The following is an 18,025-nucleotide window of genomic DNA, read 5'->3' as shown; positions in this document are numbered from 1 at the left end:
AGTGTGACGGATTTGCGGGAGCTGGTCGAGGTGGTGATCGGCGTTGACACTCATGTGCATGAGCATGCTGCTGCGGCGGTGGATGCGCGTACGGGTGCGGTGTTGGGTCAGGTGCGGGTGAGCGCGGATGTTCATGGGTTCGCGCGGTTGGTGGTGTTTGCCGATAGGTATTCTCCGGCGCGGTTTTGGGCGGTGGAGGGGACCTCGTCGCACGGGGCGGGGTTGTGTCGGTATTTGCTGGGTGATGATTTGGTGGAGAACGTGATTGAGCTTGATCGGCCGGAGCGGATGAAGCGTCGTCATGGTGCTAAGAGTGATGAGATTGATGCGGTGCGGGCGGCGCGGGAGGCGTTGGCGCGCCCGCAGTTGGGGGTGCCGCGTAGTGGGGCGCGGCGGGATCGGCTGGCGGCGTTGTTGGCGGTGCGGGCGTCGGCGGTGCAGGGTGCTGCTGATGGGGCTCGGCAGTTGTTTGGGTTGACGGTGTCGGCGCCGCAGGTGTTGCGGGATCGGGTGCGGGTCGAGTCGTCGACGGCGGCGATGGTTGATCGGGCGGCGGTGTTGCGGATCAGTAAGTCCTGGGATGCGGATACGGCGGCGATGGCGCGGGTGTTGCGCAGGTTGGCCAAGCGGGTCAAGTCGTTGGAGGCCGAGGCTGCGGAGTTGGAGAAGCAGATCAAGGCGGTGGTGAAGTCGTGGAAGCCGGCGTTGTTGGATGTGCACGGGGTGGGTCCGATTGTGGCGGCGACGGTGTTGTGTGCGTGGTCGCATCCGGGTCGGATTCGTAGTCGTGGGGCGTTTGCGATGTTGGCTGGGGCTGCTCCGATCCCGGCCAGTAGTGGTGAGGTCACGCGGTATCGGCTCAACAGGTCGGGGGATCGTCGGTTGAATTGGGCGTTGCATCACATCGTGTTGGTGCGGATGCAGCATGATCCTCGGTCGAAAAGGTATGTGCAGAAATGGCAGTCGGAGTCGAACGGGCGGAAGAAGAAGAGTAAGCGCGAGATTCGGCGTTGCTTGAAAACCTACGTCGCACGTGAGCTCTACGGTCTCCTCGAATACGGCGACAACACTCCCTCGAACGGGGGTGAAACCCCAGCTCACGCAGCATAAATACCCGCTCTTGACAAGACATAGGAGCGTCCCCTTGTACCGAAAGGATTCCGGGCCACAGGCGGCACGACACCTCGACCATCGGGTGGGAATTATCTCTATGGAATTCTCAAACAACAGATGCGGTCCCGGCGGGGCCGGGTGCGGGGGAATCAGGTAGTGGGGCAGGGTAGGTCAGGCTGCTGCGTCGTCGAGTCGCATGGTGCGGCGGTGATACGACGGCACTGGTTGTCGTTGCGGGTCGATGCTGGCGGGTGGGATCAACCAGGGGTGTCGGTCGAAGCCCATGATGATGTCCCATCCGTGGTGGTGCACATCATCATGGCAGCTGGTGCAGAGGAGGCAGCCGTTGTCGAGGTCGGTGGGCCCACCCTTGCTCCAATGCTCGAGGTGGTGTCCTTGGCAGCGTCCGGCGTGGGCTCCGCATTTGATGCATCCGCGATCCCGGACGAGTAGTGCTTTGCGTTGGCCGGGTGTGAAGAAGCGTTTCGCCTCGCCAACACTGAGCGGTACACCGTTGGGATCGAGCATGATCTTGGTGATCGTGGTGTCACACGACAACAGTTTGGCGGTGGCTTCGGTGATGGCGCCCATGTTCTGCAAGTTCCCCCCGAGTGCCGGGTTGTCCGCCGACCAGGTCCACAACAGGCCGTTGGTGGGTTTGGCCGAGAAGGTGGTGTCGGCCAAGCCTTGTGCCGCCAACTCCACGATGGTTTCGAACGCAGCGGCGCGGATCTGCTCGGGCGTTCGGGGAGCGGTCGGGTTGGGGTGTTGGCGCCGACAGCGCTTCCATCAAAGTTCTGGTCTTCTCCCCGGCGATGATGTCGAGGTTCGCCGAGATCTCCAGTCGTCCGTCGTCGGTGATGTGGTCGGTGTAGCTGTTGATCGTCTTGTCTTCGGCGGCCGGTGACCCGCCCGGTGTTTCGGCCGCCAGCTCGTTCCCCAGCTGCTGTGAGTAGAGGTTGATCTCGGCGGGGGTGAATCCGGCGAAGTAGTGCGACAAGAGTTTCCGGAGGTATTCACAGCGTTGCACGGTGTCGCGGGGTTCGGGGGAGCGGGTGTCAATGTGGGTCAATCCGCGGAAAATGGCGTCGGTGTGTTCGGAGGAGCCCATGCTGATCAACAACTCCCGAAGTCGGGTGGTCTTGTGATCGGCCACGCCCAGGCGATCCATCTCACCGGTGAGCGATGTGGCGTGGTGATCAACCAGGTTCCGCAGCAACAGGACTTGTTTCATCGCGCCGAAAGCCTGTGGGCCGGTCATCTCCGGATTCCATTGCAGGTCGCTGAGTTGGCTGACAATCCCGGCGAAAACCGCTTCGGCGTCAAGAGCTTCGGTGGTGTCGATCATGGGCCCCTCCCCAGTGGCTGATCGGTGTGATGACTCCATCCTACTCGAACATATGGAGTATGGCAAGGGTGTTCGACAGTCCTGTGGAAGGGAAGATGCTTGTGGACAACGGGTTTCGGTGGTGGGCTGGCGAAGATTTTCCGTCGGTGGGGTGTGGTAGGGGTGCGTCTTTTGCTGTGGTGGGTGGATGTGGTTGGGAGGCTTTATGTCTCGTCGGGTCTCGAGGCTCGCCGCACGCGGCTCGCACCTCGACCATCGGGAGGCCGGCGGGGAGGGCTGCTCGACGATTGGGGGAACGGGAGCTCGGCCAGCGGGTACGGCGGTTACTCGACAGTCCGTGACCCGAAGACACACACCTCGGCGGAAGGATCTCACGCACAGATCCGCTCGCGCTCGGCCTCATCATCCTCGTCGTGATCATCAAGGTCCGACGCGACCGGCCACACCCCGACGGTGAGTTCTCCAGCTATCCTGGTTGGGCCACCCGAAGTGTTTCGGGATCAAGCGATTCGGGATCCAGCAGCGACTGAGTTGGCCCGGTCTCACAGGCTCCGCTCGCCAATGTGAGAACAACGTGATGTCGCGGTCACTGCGCCGACAATCGGCGCAACACTCGATTCGTAGTTTTGGTTCCAACGACCGACGCCGTCGTCGGTGGTCACGGCATCAGCCCACCCGAGACCGATGGGAACCCACATGGCATTCTCGACGCTTCTGCACGACCTCCGCAGAGACCACACGATCACCGACTGGGATCCGGAGGACCGGCACGCCTGGGACACCGGCAATGCCGCGATCGCCCGACGCAACCTGCTGTGGTCGGTGATCTGCGAGCACATCGGCTTCTCGATCTGGTCGCTGTTCTCCGTGATGGCGCTGTTCATGGGCCCCCAGTACGGCATCAACGCCGACCAGAAGTTCGTGATCGCGGCGACGGCGACCTTCGTCGGCGCGTGCCTGCGGGTGCCCTACACCCAGGCCACCGCGCGCTTCGGCGGTCGCAACTGGGCGATCTTCTCCGCCGTGGTCCTGCTGATCCCGACCGGTCTGACGATGATGCTGATGATGAACCCAGGAGAGTTCGGTTTCGGCTGGTTCCTCGCGGTGGCCGCGCTCACGGGCTTCGGTGGCGGCAACTTCGCCTCGTCGATGACCAACATCAACGCGTTCTATCCGCAGCGACTCAAGGGCTGGGCGTTGGGACTCAACGCCGGCGGCGGCAACATCGGGGTCCCTGTGGTCCAGCTGATCGGTCTGCTGGTCATCTGGCTGGCCAGCGACAAACCCGAGATCCTTTGTGCGATCTACCTTGTCGCGCTCGCCGTCGCGGGAATCGGTGCGGCGGTCTTCATGGACAACCTCGATCACCAGACCGCCAGCGGTCGGGCGATGATCGATTGCCTCAAGCACTACGACAGTTGGCTGATCTCGGTGCTCTACATCGGTACCTTCGGGTCGTTCATCGGCTTCTCGTTCGCCTTCAGCCAGGTACTCAGCCTCAGTTTTCAGTCGTCGGGTCAGTCTGCCTCGGCCGCATCGCTTTCCGCCGCGCAGATCGCGTGGATAGGTCCGCTGCTCGGCTCGTTGTTCCGTCCGCTGGGTGGCAAGTTCGCCGACCGGTTCGGTGGTGGGCGGGTGACCCTGTGGTCCTTCGTCGCGATGGTCGCTTCCTCGGTGATCCTGGTCGTCTCCGGAACCGTCGCCGATTCACACCCCGGCCACCGGATCGAATCCACCCAACTGGCCGGATTCATCATCGGGTTCATCTTGTTGTTCGCGATCTCGGGCATTGCCAACGGCTCGGTCTACAAGATCATTCCGACCATCTTCGAACACAAGTCGCGGAACCTACCGGGGATCAGCGGAGGTGCCGCGGTGCTGTGGTCGCGGTCGATGTCGGGCGCTCTCATCGGAATCGCCGGGGCGGTCGGAGCGCTCGGTGGTGTCGCGATCAACCTCGTTCTTCGCAGCAGCTACAAGGCAAATCATTCGGCGACGGTGGCATTTTGGGTGTTCATGGCCTTCTATGTGATCGCCGGGGTGATCACCTGGTGGTTCTACGCCCGGCGCGAGGTGGTCCTCGACCCGCACTTCCGTCACACCGGTGACATCGAGGTCGCCGATACCGCACCCGCCACTCCCGTCGCCCAGGCCACCCCGGCCACCCCGGCGGTGGATGCCCGATGACCCACTCCCGTAGGGATTCCCGCCCGCTCTCGAGGACCGTCGTGGTGATCGGCCACGGCATGGTCGGGCATCGGTTCGTGCAGTCGCTGCGTGAGCGGGATCAAGCCGGGATCTGGCGCGTGGTGGTGATCGCCGAGGAGACGCACGCCGCATACGACCGTGTGGGATTGTCATCCTACGTCGGCGCGTGGGACCGGTCATCGCTGGCGTTGCACGGCAACGACTATGCGGGTGACGACGCGGTGCGGCTACGTCTGGGGGAGACGGTCACCGCGATCGACCGGGACGGGAAACGGGTGATCACCGATCGAGGGTCCGAGATCGGTTATGACGCACTGGTGTTCGCGACCGGCTCGTACCCCTTCGTGCCGCCGGTTGCCGGTCACGACCACGACCGGTGTTTCGTCTACCGCACCCTTGACGATCTCGATGGCATCCGTCGCGTCGCCGAGGGTTCGACGCCCGGCGCCGCCGGTGTGGTGGTGGGCGGTGGGTTGCTCGGCCTGGAAGCCGCCAATGCCCTTCGGCTGCTGGGGATGACACCGCACGTGGTCGAGTTCGCGCCGAGGCTCATGCCGATGCAGGTCGACGCCGGGGGTGCGGCGGTGTTGCAGAACCTGGTTTCCGACCTGGGGTTGTACGTGCACACCGGAGTGGGCACGTCATCGATCGCCGACGGACCGGAAGGGGAATCGCTGACGGTGACACTGAGCGACGGGGCGACGATCGACGCCGCCCTCGTCGTGTTCTCCGCCGGTGTGCGCCCCCGCGACGCGGTGGCCCGGGAGGCGGGTCTTCCCGTCGGGGAGCGTGGCGGCGTGCTGGTGGACTCGGCGTGCCGAACCGCCGACCCGGACATCTATGCCGTCGGCGAGGTCGCCGCGGTCGACGGGCGATGCTACGGCCTGGTCGCCCCCGGATACAGCACCGCCGACGTCGTCGCCGACCAACTCCTCGGTGGCAGTGCGACATTCGCCGGTGCCGACATGTCGACCAAGTTGAAGTTGCTCGGCGTCGACGTCGCGAGCTTCGGTGACGCCATGGGGGAGACGGACAACGCGCTGGAGATCGTCTATTCCGATCCGCTCGCCGGCCGCTACGCGAAGATCGTGCTCTCCGACGACGCACGGACCCTGCTCGGCGGCATCCTGGTCGGGGACGCATCGGCCTATGCCACGCTCAAACCCATGGTGGGGCGCGAGATCCCGGGAGATCCGGCCGCTCTGATCGCCCCTGCGGCCGGGGAATCCGGCATGGGTCTCGACGCATTACCCGACGACGCGGAGATCTGCTCGTGCAACGGGGTGTCCAAGGGTGCGATCTGTTCGGCCATCACCGAGGGCGCCTGCGACATCGCCGCGGTCAAGGCGTGCACCTCTGCGGGCACCACCTGCGGAGGTTGCGTACCGAGTATCGCCTCGCTGCTGGCCGCCTCCGGCGTCGAGATGAGCAAGGCGCTCTGTGAACACTTCACCCAGTCGCGGTCGGAGTTGTTCGAAGTCGTTGCGGTGACCGGTATCCGGACGTTCTCCGAGCTGATCGCCCGGTACGGGGCCGGCTCCGGCTGCGAGGTGTGCAAACCGACGGTCGCCTCCATTCTCGCCTCGACCTCGAGTGATCACATCCTCGACGGCGAACAGGCCGCGCTGCAGGACACCAACGACCACTTTCTGGCGAACCTGCAGAAGAACGGCAGCTATTCGGTCGTGCCCCGGATGCCCGGCGGGGAGGTGACCGCCGAACAACTGATCGTCATCGGCGAGATCGCCCGCGACTTCGACCTGTACACCAAGATCACCGGTGGCCAGCGGATCGACATGTTCGGCGCCCGCGTCGAACAGTTGCCGCAGATCTGGCGGCGCCTCGTCGACGCCGGAATGGAATCGGGACACGCCTACGGCAAGAGTCTGCGCACGGTGAAGAGCTGTGTGGGTCAATCCTGGTGCCGATACGGTGTGCAGGATTCGGTCGGGATGGCGGTGTTCCTCGAGAAGCGCTACCGCGGTCTGCGATCGCCGCACAAGCTGAAGTTCGGTGTCTCGGGGTGCGCACGCGAATGCGCCGAGGCGCGCGGCAAGGACGTCGGGGTGATCGCCACCGAGAACGGCTGGAATCTCTACGTGGCGGGCAATGGTGGACAGAGCCCGAAGCACGCCCAACTGCTGGCCCGCGGAGTGGATGACGCGACACTCGTCGCCTACATTGATCGGTACCTGATGTTCTACATCCGCACCGCCGATCGGCTTCAGCGCACCGCCCCGTGGCTGGAATCGCTCGACGGAGGTCTCGATCACCTGCGAGCCGTGGTGTGCGAGGACAGTCTCGGCCTGGCGGCAGAACTGGAGGCCGCGATGGACCGTCACGTCGCCGGATACCGTGACGAGTGGGCCGAGGTGCTCGCCGACGAGGAAAAGTTGTCGCGGTTCGTGTCGTTCGTCAACGCGCCGGACGTGCCCGACCCGACCATCCGGTTCACCGACGGAGCGGTTGAAGGCGACCGCAAGGTCCCGGTGCTGCTGGACATGCCCCGGTTCCGGGCGCAGCAGCCGAACACCGACCGTACGACCGAACGCGAAGGAGTGGCCACATGACCGCCGACACGGCGACCGGCGCAGGGCAGATTGGCCCAGGGCAGATCGGCGCAGGGCAGATCGGCGCAGGGCAGATCGGCGCAGGGCAGTGGGTGCGCGCCTGCCCCTTCGATCGGCTCGTCGAGGGACGCGGAGTCGCAGTCCTCGGCCCGGAGGGCCGTCAGGCGGCGCTCTTCCGGATTCCCGCCGCCGAGACCGACCGTGAGGCGGTGGGGCGCTCGCGGATCTACGCCATCGGCAACATCGACCCGTTCGGGCGTGCCGCGGTGCTCTCGCGCGGGCTGACCGGCGATCACGGCGGTGAGCTCACGGTCGCCAGTCCGCTGGGCAAGCAGGTCTTCTCGCTGCGCACCGGGGTGTGCCTCGACGACGAGTCTGTGTCGGTGCCCTCGCTGGCGACCCGCGTGGTCGACGGCATCGTCGAAATCTGGTTCGGCGCCGCCGATCATCGTGTTGTTGCCGACGGGCCCCGATGAGTCCTGGAGCGACACCCTCGAGTTCCGACGATCTGCCGTTGACCGGTTTCACCGTCGGGATCACCGCCGCGCGCCGGGCCGACGAGTTCGCGGCGCTCCTCGTGCGTCGCGGCGCCGACGTCGTCATGGCCCCGACCATTCGCATCCTGCCGCTCGTCGACGACACCGAGCTCGAACAGGTCACCGAACGGATCATCGCCGATCCGCCGGACCTGATGGTTGCCACCACCGGGATCGGTTTCCGGGGCTGGGTCGAGGCCGCCGACGGCTGGGGGGACGCCGAGCAACTCCTCGTCGCGCTCGGCGAGAGCCGGCTGATCGCCCGCGGTCCCAAGGCCAAGGGTGCGATCCGTGCGGCCGGACTTCGCGAGGAGTGGTCGCCGGAGAGCGAGTCCTCCTCGGAGGTTCTCGACCGTCTGCTCGACGAAGGGGTGGAGGGCAAGCGGATTGCGGTGCAATTGCACGGTGCCACCAGCGAATGGGAGCCGCTGCCCGACTTCTGCGCGGTGCTCCGCGCCGCGGGCGCCGACGTCCTGGCCGTCCCCGTGTACCGCTGGAACATGCATCCCGACGTCGGGCGGATCGACGCGATGATCGCGTCGGTCGTGCGTGCCGACCTCGACGCGCTCACCTTCACCAGCGCACCCGCGGCGGCGTCGATACTCACCCGCGCCAAGGAACTCGGCAAACTGCAGCCGTTCCTGCACGGACTGCGGACCGCGGTACCGGTGTTCTGTGTGGGCTCGGTGACCGCGGGGCCGCTGGAGGCGTTGCAGATCCCGACCGTCTATCCGCGCCGCTTCCGGCTCGGTGCGCTGGCCCGGCTGATCACCGACGAGTTGCCCCGACGCAGCCATACCCTGCGGGTTGCCGGACACGACACCGCGATTCGGGGTCAGGCGGTGGTCGTCGACGGGCAGATGCGTGAGTTGTCGGCCACCGGACATCTGTTGCTCAAGATGCTCGCGCAGGTGCCGGGGCGGGTGGTGGGTCGCCAGGAGTTGCTGCGCGGACTGCCCGGCGACAGCGCCGACACCCACGCGGTCGAGGTGGCCGTTGCGCGTCTGCGGGCGGCGCTCGGCGACCCGAAGATGATCCAGACGGTGGTCAAGCGCGGATACCGCCTTGCCGTCGATCTCGAGTACGACGAAGCCGAGGACGAGTCATGATGATCCGCAACGACATTCGGTCTGCCGTGGGTGACCGGCTGGGCGGGGTCCGCCCGGTACTCGTCGCGCACGGGACCCGCAACCCCCGCGGCGTCGCGGTGGTTGCCGAGATCGCCGAAAAGGTCGCTGCGACGGTCGGTCCGACGCGCACCGCCTTCGTCGACGTCCTCGGCCCTACCCCGAGCGAGGTGCTCGGCGGGCTGGATCGCCCCGCGGTCCTGGTGCCCGCGTTCTTGGCTTCGGGATACCATGTGCGCCAGGATATCCCGGACCATGTCCGGAGATCCGGGGTCGGTGATGCCATCGTGACCCGCGCCCTGGGCCCCGATCCGAGGATCGCCGCGGTCCTGCGGCGGCGGTTGATCGAATCCGGGTGGCGCCCCGGTGACGCCGTGGTGCTCGCCGCCGCCGGCTCGTCCGACGACTCCGCCTGTGCCCAGGTGCATCTCGCCGCGCGTCAGCTCGAGGGGCTGATCGGCGGGCACATCGAGGTCGGCTTTCTCACCACCGCCGCACCGACCGTTGCCGACGCGGTCGCCGCCGCTCGAACCTCCGGTCGCCGCGTCGTCATCGCCGCATACCTGTTGGCCCCCGGCCTCTTTCACGAGCGCCTGCACACCGTGGGTGCCGACCTGGTGGCCGAGCCGCTCGGCGCCGACCCGGCGATCGTCGAACTCATCGTCACCCGGATGCGTGCCGCGGTCAGTCCGTACCGCACCGACGCGGTCCTGCTGCGCTGACCGCGCCCGCCACCCCGCCGACAGCGCCCATCACCCTGCCGACAGCGCTCTGTACTTCGCCGACAGCGCTCTTCTCAGCGCCGACAGTGCTCAGTCGAGTACGTCGATCTCCCAACGACATTCGCGCATCAGCACCTTTCCGTCGCGGATCGGCGCCCCTTCGTCGCGGAGTCGGTCGAGCTGCCGGTGGGCGAGGTGTGGTGCGGGTTTGCCGCTCGCCGAGATGACCCGATGCCACGGCAGGTCCGCGGAATCGGTGCGCATGATCCACCCGACGATCCGCGGGGAACTCAATCCGGCCGCGGCGGCAAGATCGCCGTAGGTACTGACCCGGCCGGACGGGATCGCGGCGACCAGGGCTCGCACCCGCTCGACGTCATCCTCGGTGACCGCACTCACAGCAGCGAACGCACCAACCGGGCGGTCAACCCGGGTTCGAGGAAGGGCACCATGTGCTCGCAGTCGGCGCGGTGAACCTGCACCTGATCGCCGCGTTCGCTCGCACAGGCCTCGAGAAACGCCGGCCGCACAAACGGCGGGTCGACGCGATCGGCGACGACGACATGGGTGGGCACCCCTCGCGGCGGAAGCGTTGGCGGACGGCTCATCTCGCTCCACGACGCGGCGGCCATCGGCGCACTGACCCGCCAACCGACGCGCCCGTGACCAATGGTGGTGAGGTGCTCGGCGATCTCGGCATCGAGGATCTCCGCGGGTACCCGTGCCCAGCCCTCGGAGCGCTTGGCCGTGCGGGCCGCGTCGGCGTCGGGATAGTCCCAATTCTCGAGGCTGTCGGTGGCGACCTCGAGAGCAAACTCCGGGTCGAGGCCCTGCGCGGGATCGAGTAGGACCAACCCGCGCACCGCGTCCGGCCGCTGGTTGGCCAGATGGATCGCCAGCGCACCTCCGAAGGAATGCCCGAGGACCACCAGCGGCAGCGCCGCCGGATCGATGGCGGTGTCGATGAACTCCGAGAGCGCACGCACATGGTTCTCGATCGCCCACGGCGGACGCCACGGCGAGCGGCCGTGGCCGATGAGGTCGGGTGCGACGATGTGCAGGTCGGCGAGATGGTCGTGAGCCAGCGGAGCCCAACGCATCCCATGACCGGTGAGGCCGTGCAGTGCCAGAACCGTCGGGGCGCGCCGATCGCCGAACTCGACGTGGTGAAGTGCCGTCACGCCGACGATTGTGCCGTACGCGCCGCAGCGCGCGGCCCCGGCCCGGGCCGGGGCGGATCGTGGGGGAGACGGGCCCACCAACGATTGTCGGTGGGCCGTGCTTGCATGGACGCATGGCCCGTAAGCGTCCCTCGACCACGGCCGCGCCGAGCTCGCCGAAGCGGGCCGCCCCCGCCAAGCGGGGTTCGTCGCGGTCGGAGCAGGCGCGCCCGGGATCGGCGCGCGGCGCGGCCGGCCGGGGCGGCACCGCGTTGCGCGCACATCTCGTTGGGGTCGACGGCGGGCCCATCGTCACCCGGGAGTGGCCGCCTAGCGTGATGCGGGTCATCGACGCGCACACGCCCGACGGGACGGTCGCCGACCCGTGGCGGCCCTTCCGCGTCCACGGCGGGCCCGGCTCGGGCAAGACGGCATTGGTGGTCGATGCGGCCGTCGCACGTCTCACCCGGCCCGGCATCGACCCGGAGTCGGTGCTCGTGCTCACCGCGAACCGTCGCGCCGCGGTGGCGTTGCGGGAGGAGATCACCCGCCGGGTGTTGGCGCAGTCCTCGGACGCGCCCGCGCTCGGCGGGGCGCTGCGTGAACCGTTGGTGCGCACCGTGCATTCGTTCGCGTTCGCGATCCTGCGACTGCAGGCGCAGGCGCACGGCAACCCGCCGCCGCGGCTGATCACCGGCTCCGAACAAGACGTCGTGCTGCGCGAGCTGCTGGCCGGCGACATCGAGGACGGTGCCGGGTACTGGCCCGCCCATCTGCGTCCCGCGCTGGGGACCGATGGATTCGCGCAGGCGCTGCGCGACCTGATGATGCGTGCCGCCGAACGGGGCGTCGGCCCCGAGGAGCTCGCCGAGCTCGGCTCCCGGCACCGGCGTCCCGAGTGGGTCGCCGCGGCGCACGCATACGCGCAGTACGAGCAGAACGTCCTGTTGCGCGGCACGGTCGGATCGCAGACACCGGGCGCCTCGGCGCCCGCGGTCGACGCCGCCGAACTCGTCGGCTCGGCATTGTCGGCCTTCGCCACCGACCCCGACCTCCTCGCCGGGCAACGTCGGCGTATCCGGCACCTGATCGTCGACGACGCCCAACACCTCGATCCACAAGCCGCCCACCTGGTTCGGCTGATCGGCACCGGAACGGATTCGACGATCATCGCCGCCGACACCGACCAGTCGATCTTCGGATTCCGTGGCGCCAGTCCGCGTTTCGCCGACTCACTGGCGGCGTCCGGTACCGACCGTGACGTCGTGCTCGACACCGACTTCCGTCATCATCGCCAGATCGCGGTGGTCGGTCGTGCACTCGCCGCACGGTTGCCCGGCGCGCGCCCGCATCGCTTCCCGGTGGTCCCCGACTCCGACGCGCTGCCCGGCGGGGCATCGGTACGGGTGTACAGCTCTGCGGCCAAGGAGGCGACCGCGGTGGCCGATCTCCTACGACGGGCGCACCTCTTCGAGGGGGTGGCGTGGTCGCAGATGGCGGTCATCGTGCGGTCGGCGCATCTGGCGCTCCCCGCCCTGCGGCGGGCGTTCCGTTCGGCCGGCGTCCCGCTGAGCACCCCGACCTCCGATTTGCCGCTGCACCGTCAGCGATCGGTGGCCGCGCTGATGGTGGTGCTGCGCGCGGTGGCCGCCCGCGAGCGGGTCGAACACACCGCGGAGACCGTCGAGAATCCGCACGTCGTCGGGAACCCACACGCCGACGACTCGCCTGCCGAGGATTTCACCGCCGACGACGCGCTGGCACTGTTCACCGGCCCGGTCGGGATGGCCGATCCAGGGGCGCTGCGCCGGCTGCGGCGGGGTGTGCGTCGTCGCGACGAGCAGGCGGGAGGCGAGCGCGCGGGCCGCGATTCGCTGTCGTCGTTGCGTCTGGCGCTCCTCGACCCCGACCTCGGCGCCGAGTACCTGGCGGCGCTGACCGACCACGAGGGCGCACCGCTGGCGCGGGTGCTCGACGTGATCGCCGCCGGCGCCACCGCCCATCGCGCCGGACGTGGCGTGGAGGAAACCCTGTGGGCGTCCTGGCAGGCCACCGGCCTGGAACGGCGGTGGGTCTCCTCGGCGATTCGAGGTGGGCCCGGCGGCGAACAGGCCGATCGGGATCTCGACGCGATGATGGCGATGTTCGAGGCGGCGGCGAACTTCTCCGACACCCTGCCCGCCGCGGGCCCGGCCGCGTTCGTGCACTATCTCTCGCAACTGCAGATCCCACGCGACAGCCGCACCCCGGCCGCCGCGGCCGACTCGGTGTCGGTGCTCTCCGCGCACGCCGCCGCCGGCCGCGAATGGGAGGTCGTCGCCGTCGCCGGAGTTCTCGACGGGTTGTGGCCGTCGCTGCGCAGCCGCGGAAGTGTCTTGGGCACAGCCGAATTGGTGGACCTTCTCGACGGGATGGATCCCGCGGCGATCGATCGGGTGGCGCGGGGCGCCGGTGCGCTCGCCGACGAACGTCGACTGTTGCTCGTCGCGTGCACCCGCGCACGCCGACGACTACTGGTGACCGCCGTCGAGGACGGAGGAGGGGAGTCGTCGCCGTCGAGGTTCATCGGCGAGATCTCCGATGCACTGCGGATCGACGCCCGGCGGGGCGGGACGGGCGAGTCCGGCGACGCCGAGCAGCCCGACGATCCCGACGTCCTCGACACCGTCGCCGAGGACGAGTTGCCCATCGACCCCGGTGTCGACCGGGTGTTGTCGCTGCCGTCGCTGGTGGCGACGCTGCGTGCGGTCGTGGTGGCCGGTGCCACCGCCGACGAACCGGACGAACGCACTCGCGCCGCCGCCCAATTGCTTGCGCAACTTGCCGATTCGGATATTCCCGGAGCGCATCCGCGGGACTGGTTCGGGCTGTCGCGGCCGAGTTCCGCCGAGCCGCTGTGGACGCCCGACGCCGGCCCCGTGGTGCTCTCACCGTCCAACGTCGACCAACTGTCGCGTTGTTCGCTGCGCTGGATGCTCGAGCGTGCCGGAGGCCGCGACGGCGACGGCACCCCGGCCCTGACCGGCTCGCTCGTGCACACGCTGGTGCAGGCCGTCGCCGGGGAGATCGAACCCGCCGAGGTGACGTCGGCGCTGCGTGAGATCTGGGAGCGCGTCGACACCGGGGCGGCCTGGTACTCGGCGCACGAACTCGAGCGTGCCGAGGCGATGCTCACGAATTTCCGTGAGTGGCTTTCTCTTTCGCGCGACGATCTCACCACGGTGGGCGTCGAGGAGGTCATCGACGCCGTCATCCCACCGGCCGCGGATACCGGTGCCCCCGAGGCCGATGCCGCCGGCGCCGGTGCACAAGGCGTCGCACCGGCCGAGGACGGCTCGGACCTGCCGGTACGACTCCGTGGCCGGGTCGACCGCCTCGAACGCGACGCGCAGGGCCGACCGGTCGTCGTCGACGTCAAGACCGCCAAGTCGGCGATCACCAAGGCCGACACGCTCGACCACGCCCAGCTCGCCGCCTACCAAGTCGCCATCGCGCACGGCGGGGCGCGTGACTTCCCGGGCACCGACGTCGAGCCCGGCGGCGGTCGCCTGGTGTACGTGTCGGCGCCGCACCGTTCGACCGGCGCCACCGAACGCGAACAGCCCGCGCTCACACCGGAATTGCTCGACGAGTGGCGCGCGGTGGTGCGCCGGGCCGCACGCTCGGGCATCGGTCCGGTCTTCGAGGCGACCCCCAACCCCGGCTGCGCACACTGTGCGTTGGTGACCAGTTGCCCCGCCCAACTACGTGGCAAGGCGGTCACCGATGACTGAGGACACCACCGGGAGCACCACCACCGAGGCGCGGCCCACGCGGCCCCGGGTGTCGGCGACCTCGCTGGCCGCCGCCCTCGGGTTGCCTCCGCCCACTCCCGAACAGGTCGAGGTGATCGAGGCGCCCACCGAACCGATGCTGGTGGTCGCCGGTGCGGGCGCGGGCAAGACGGAGACGATGGCCTCCCGCGTGGTGTGGTTGGTGGCCAACGGCATCGTCGGCCCCGACGAGATCCTCGGACTCACCTTCACCCGCAAGGCGGCCAGCGAACTCGGCGCCCGCATCCGCAGGCGGCTGTCGATGCTCGCCGGCTCCCCGGCCCTGCTGAGTTGGGACCCCGACGGGGCGCTCGCCGCACGCCTGCGGGCCGGTGATCCGGAGGTCAGCACCTACCACGCGTATGCCGGGCGACTCATCGCCGATTACGGTCTACTCCTTCCGGTCGAGCCGCACGCGACGCTGATGTCGGAGACCGAGTTGTGGCAGATGGCCTTCGGAATCGTGTCCTCGTGGACCGGGCAACTGAGCACCACCAAGGTGCCGGCGAGCGTCACCGAGGCGGTCCTGCGGCTGTTCGGTGAGATGTCGGAGCACCTCGTCGACCTCGACACCCTCGCCGCATGGGGTGACGACCTTTACCGGATGGTCGACGATCTGCCCAAGGCCCCGCGCCAGCGGGGCGCACCGAATGCCGCGCTACGTACCGTCCAGCAGGTGATCGACGAGCGTCGGGAGCTGTTGCCGCTCGTGGCGACGTTGATGCGCACCATGCGCGAGCAGGCCGTCCTCGATTTCGGCAGCCAGATGTCCCTGGCGGCCCGCCTCGTCGCCGGCAACCCGGAAGTTGTTGCCGCCCAGCGGCAATCATTTCGCGCGGTGCTGCTCGACGAATATCAGGACACCGGTCACTCCCAGCGGGTTCTGCTCTCGGCGCTCTTCGGTGGGCAGGCGTCCGCGGGCAGCGACCCGGTGGCCGTCACCGCCGTCGGCGACCCGATCCAGTCGATCTACGGGTGGCGGGGTGCGTCGGCGGCCAATCTCCCGCGCTTTGCCACCGACTTTCCCCGCGCCGACGGTTCGCCCGCGCACCGTCGCGAACTGTTGACGAGCTGGCGCAACCCGGTGCAGACGCTGCGCCTGGCGAACGAGGCGTCCGAGGAACTGCGACGTCGCGGTGTGCCGGTGAGTGTCCTGCGTCCGCGGCCCGGCGCCGACGCCGGGACGGTGACGTTCGCGTTGACCGAGACGGTGCTCGACGAACGCGCCTGGCTCGCCGACCAGGTCGCGGCCCGGTACCACGACGTCGACGGTTCGGGGCCGCCGACCGTCGCGGTCCTGGTGCGCCGCAACGAGGATTCGGCGCCGATCGCGGCCGAGCTGGAGGCGCGCGGCATTCCCGCGGAGGTCGTCGGCATCGGCGGGTTGCTGCACGTACCGGAGATCACCGATGTGGTCGCGACGTTGCGCCTGATGGCAGATCCGATGGCCGGAACCGCGGCGATGCGTCTGCTGACCGGTTCGCGATGGCAGCTCGGCGCGCGCGACCTGGCGGCGCTGTGGCGTCGCGCCACCGAGCTGGCCGCCGGCCAGATCGCCACCGGCGGGGTGGTCACCACCCGCGAGGAACTCGACGAGGCACTCGACGCGGTGCTACCCACCGAGGTGGTCGACCGCGCCGGGATCGCCGACGCCGTGGTCGATCCCGGCGGTCCGGAGGCCTACAGCCCCGACGGCTATGCGCGTATCCGGGCGTTCGGGGCGCAACTGGAGTCGTTGCGGCGCAGGATGGGTCAGCCGCTGCCCGAGCTGGTCGCCGACGTCGAGAACACCATCGGGGTGGCCGTCGAGGCGCAGATCCGTGCACGCCGGATGCGCGGCGCGATCACCGGGCGTGAACACCTCGATGCCTTCGCCGACTACGTCACCCGCTACGCCGAGCGGCCCGGCGCGAATCTGGCGGGGCTGCTGGCGTTCCTCGACACCGCCGAGACCATCGAGAAGGGGCTCGAGCCCGGGCGGGTGGAGGTCGCCGAGCAGCGCGTGCAGATCCTGACCGTGCATGCCGCGAAGGGACTCGAGTGGGATGTGGTCGCGATTCCGCATCTGTGCCAGGGGATCTTCCCGTCGTCCAAGGGCGAGACCACCTGGATGCGCAGTGCGCGTGAACTTCCGGGGCCGCTGCGCGGTGATCTCGCCGAGCCGGAACCCCGGGGACCCGCGGCCGCGAAGCTCGCGGCGGCCCGGCCGGCCGGCGCCGACGAGGGGTTCCCGGTGCTCGATCTGAGTCGGGTGGGCGACCGCAAGGAACTCGAGGACGCGCTGACCGAACACAAGGAGGCCATCGCCGAACGCCGGCTCTCCGAGGACCGGCGGTTGCTCTACGTCGCGATCACCCGAGCCCGTCACGACCTGTTGGTCTCGGCGCATCACTGGTCGGAAACCGGGGAGAAACCCCGGGGTGGATCGCCGTTCTTCAACGAGTTGCTGGCCATCGTGACCGAGACGGTGGAGAACGGATCCGCCGACGAGGCACGGGGTTTGACGGTCGACGTGCTCGCCGACGACCCGCCCGACGGTGCCGCCAACCCGTTGGCCGAGCGGGTCGATGCCCGGATGTGGCCGACCGACCGTCTCGGTGCGCGCCGTGACGCGGTGGCCGCGGCGGCCGATCTCGTCCTCGACGAACTGCGCCGGCGGGAGGCGCCGGCGTTGTTCGGGGCGCTCACCGATCCGGAGCCCGATTCCCAGGCGCCGGTGGCCCACGACGCGCCGGCCGACGAGATCGAGGCGTGGCGCGCCGAGGTGGAGGTGCTCCTCGCCGAGCACGAGCGCACGAATCAGGCCGAGGTGGATGTGGCGCTGCCGGCTCATCTGTCGGTCAGCCAACTCGTCGACCTCGACACCGACGAGCGCGAGTTCGCGCGCAAGCTCCGTCGCCCGACGCCGTTTCGTCCCAACCCGATCGCACGGCGCGGCACCGCCTTTCACGCGTGGGTGGAGCGGTGGTTCGGCGCGACCCGGCTGCTCGACATCGACGAGTTGCCCGGCGCCGCCGACGAGAGTGCCGCCCCCGACGCCGACCTCGACGCGCTGCGCGAGGCATTTCTGGCCTCGCCGTGGGCCGCCCGCAGCCCCAGCGAGGTCGAGGTGCCCTTCGAGACGGTCATCGGCGACACGGTGATCCGCGGACGCATCGACGCGATCTTCGCCGAACCCGACGGGTCGTGGGTGGTGGTGGACTGGAAGACCGGAGCCGAGCCGAGCGCCGACTCGTCGTCGGTGTTCATCCAGCTCGCGGCCTACCGCATCGCGTGGGCGCAGTTGGCCGGGGTGCCACTGGAGAAGGTCTCGGCCGCATTCCATTATGTCCGGTCCGGGCGCACCCTCGCGCCCCGAGACCTGCCCGATGCCGCGGCACTCGCCGCTTTGCTGGCCCGATGAGCTAGATTCCACACTGTGACAGCAGC

General features: G+C 68.7%; 10 protein-coding genes and 1 pseudogene. 8 read left to right on the top strand and 3 right to left on the bottom strand.

All coding sequences use genetic code 11. From position 1 onward, the window contains the following. Nucleotides 1-3 precede the first annotated feature (3 nt). Entirely contained in the window at nucleotides 4-1,110 is a 1,107-nt protein-coding gene (locus tag GOPIP_RS26410; RefSeq protein WP_050955328.1) for an IS110 family RNA-guided transposase, read from the top strand. Nucleotides 1,111-1,284: 174 nt separating this feature from the next. Here the strand turns inward: GOPIP_RS26410 and GOPIP_RS26405 are convergent. Further along, nucleotides 1,285-2,461: pseudogene (locus tag GOPIP_RS26405) on the bottom strand (HNH endonuclease). A 696-nt stretch (nucleotides 2,462-3,157) separates the two neighbouring features. Between GOPIP_RS26405 and GOPIP_RS26400 the strand changes: the two are divergent. From GOPIP_RS26400 to GOPIP_RS26380, 5 genes are read left to right on the top strand one after another with little or no spacing between them, the layout of a single operon-like run. After that, entirely contained in the window at nucleotides 3,158-4,648 is a 1,491-nt protein-coding gene (locus tag GOPIP_RS26400) for a nitrate/nitrite transporter (RefSeq protein WP_006372937.1), read from the top strand. Then, nucleotides 4,645-7,239 (top strand): nitrite reductase large subunit NirB, encoded by a 2,595-nt coding sequence (nirB, locus tag GOPIP_RS26395; protein ID WP_006372936.1) that lies wholly within the window; start codon nucleotides 4,645-4,647, stop codon nucleotides 7,237-7,239. Before GOPIP_RS26400 ends, nirB begins: the two co-directional genes overlap by 4 nt. After that, complete coding sequence (gene nirD, locus GOPIP_RS26390; protein WP_006372935.1) at nucleotides 7,236-7,715, top strand: nitrite reductase small subunit NirD; 480 nt, start codon at nucleotides 7,236-7,238, stop codon at nucleotides 7,713-7,715. Before nirB ends, nirD begins: the two co-directional genes overlap by 4 nt. Further along, nucleotides 7,712-8,884, top strand: a complete 1,173-nt coding sequence (locus GOPIP_RS26385) for a uroporphyrinogen-III synthase (protein ID WP_035728894.1) — start codon at nucleotides 7,712-7,714, stop codon at nucleotides 8,882-8,884. The genes nirD and GOPIP_RS26385 overlap by 4 nt, the downstream gene beginning before the upstream one ends. Next, complete coding sequence (locus GOPIP_RS26380; RefSeq protein WP_006372933.1) at nucleotides 8,881-9,624, top strand: sirohydrochlorin chelatase; 744 nt, start codon at nucleotides 8,881-8,883, stop codon at nucleotides 9,622-9,624. The genes GOPIP_RS26385 and GOPIP_RS26380 overlap by 4 nt, the downstream gene beginning before the upstream one ends. Before the next feature lie 90 nt (nucleotides 9,625-9,714). Here the strand turns inward: GOPIP_RS26380 and GOPIP_RS26375 are convergent, their stop codons facing one another. Together GOPIP_RS26375 and GOPIP_RS26370 are read right to left on the bottom strand one after the other, a co-directional pair. Continuing rightward, complete coding sequence (locus GOPIP_RS26375) at nucleotides 9,715-10,023, bottom strand: MGMT family protein (RefSeq protein ID WP_006372932.1); 309 nt, start codon at nucleotides 10,021-10,023, stop codon at nucleotides 9,715-9,717. After that, on the bottom strand, nucleotides 10,020-10,805 hold the full coding sequence (locus GOPIP_RS26370; RefSeq protein ID WP_006372931.1) for an alpha/beta fold hydrolase: 786 nt from the start codon (nucleotides 10,803-10,805) through the stop codon (nucleotides 10,020-10,022). The genes GOPIP_RS26375 and GOPIP_RS26370 overlap by 4 nt, the downstream gene beginning before the upstream one ends. A 113-nt stretch (nucleotides 10,806-10,918) precedes the next feature. Here GOPIP_RS26370 and GOPIP_RS26365 point away from each other — a divergent pair, with 113 nt between their 5' ends. Further along, nucleotides 10,919-14,557, top strand: coding sequence for an ATP-dependent helicase (locus GOPIP_RS26365; protein WP_006372930.1), 3,639 nt, complete (start codon nucleotides 10,919-10,921; stop codon nucleotides 14,555-14,557). Then, nucleotides 14,550-17,999, top strand: coding sequence for an ATP-dependent helicase (locus GOPIP_RS26360; protein WP_006372929.1), 3,450 nt, complete (start codon nucleotides 14,550-14,552; stop codon nucleotides 17,997-17,999). Before GOPIP_RS26365 ends, GOPIP_RS26360 begins: the two co-directional genes overlap by 8 nt. Nucleotides 18,000-18,025 lie beyond the last annotated feature (26 nt).

Origin of the sequence: Gordonia polyisoprenivorans NBRC 16320 = JCM 10675 (genome assembly GCF_000241325.1) — a bacterium.
GTDB classification, from domain to species: domain Bacteria; phylum Actinomycetota; class Actinomycetes; order Mycobacteriales; family Mycobacteriaceae; genus Gordonia; species Gordonia polyisoprenivorans.
This window is presented reverse-complemented; position numbering and strand designations above follow the sequence as displayed.

Bases quoted from the DNA above. Each gene is read 5' to 3' on its own strand.
- GOPIP_RS26400 (WP_006372937.1), top strand. From the start codon at position 3,158: ATGGCATTCTCGACGCTTCTGCACGACCTCCGCAGAGACCACACGATC.
- nirB (WP_006372936.1), top strand. From the start codon at position 4,645: ATGACCCACTCCCGTAGGGATTCCCGCCCGCTCTCGAGGACCGTCGTG.
- nirD (WP_006372935.1), top strand. From the start codon at position 7,236: ATGACCGCCGACACGGCGACCGGCGCAGGGCAGATTGGCCCAGGGCAG.
- GOPIP_RS26385 (WP_035728894.1), top strand. From the start codon at position 7,712: ATGAGTCCTGGAGCGACACCCTCGAGTTCCGACGATCTGCCGTTGACC.
- GOPIP_RS26380 (WP_006372933.1), top strand. From the start codon at position 8,881: ATGATGATCCGCAACGACATTCGGTCTGCCGTGGGTGACCGGCTGGGC.
- GOPIP_RS26365 (WP_006372930.1), top strand. From the start codon at position 10,919: ATGGCCCGTAAGCGTCCCTCGACCACGGCCGCGCCGAGCTCGCCGAAG.
- GOPIP_RS26360 (WP_006372929.1), top strand. From the start codon at position 14,550: ATGACTGAGGACACCACCGGGAGCACCACCACCGAGGCGCGGCCCACG.